The organism is Ruegeria sp. AB5, assembly GCF_056542645.1.
On record NZ_JBQGAE010000086.1, the window covers coordinates 1 to 568 of the forward strand.

At 56.9% G+C, this 568-nt stretch carries 1 protein-coding gene; it reads right to left on the reverse strand.

All coding sequences use genetic code 11. From position 1 onward, the window contains the following. Nucleotides 1-417 (reverse strand): S8 family serine peptidase (locus ACR0L4_RS23745; protein ID WP_480515682.1); only part of this gene is annotated, 417 nt, incomplete at its 3' end. Nucleotides 418-568: the final 151 nt, after the last annotated feature.

The following is a 568-nucleotide window of genomic DNA, read 5'->3' on the forward strand; positions in this document are numbered from 1 at the left end:
GCGTTCGATACCACCGATACTATAGGTGGTACCCCAGCTGTTGTTCATGACGTGCGCACCGGCATCGATTGAGCGGTTTATGGCATCACGCCATATCTCTACAGTGTTAGGGGTGGTCAATTCGGTGGTGGTGCCCCGTGCTCTTATTCCCTTGAAGATGACAAGCTCGGATTCAAAGGCAACGCCGTGTATGCCTTCACCGTCTTTCCTGGCTGCAGCGATGCGGGCGACATGCGTGCCATGACTGGCAGAGCTAGAACCGAAGGGTTCAGAAATATCTTTGGGGTCTCCGACAAAGTAGGACTGGCTGTGGTCAAAGTCGATTTTCCCTTCGAACTCCGGATTGTCGACATCAATGCCCGTGTCCAGGATTGCAATCTTTACACCTTGCCCTCGTGCGCCCTTTGCGTATCGCACATCGGCTCCAATCAAAGACAGGCCCTCGTTTCGGTTGAATTCCGGGGTTTGGTAGTAGGCGGGATCGTTAGGGCCGGGACCTGGATTGGGACCGGGAGCTGGGTTGGGACCGGGGCCTGGGTTGGGACCGGGGCCTGGGTTGGGACCGGGG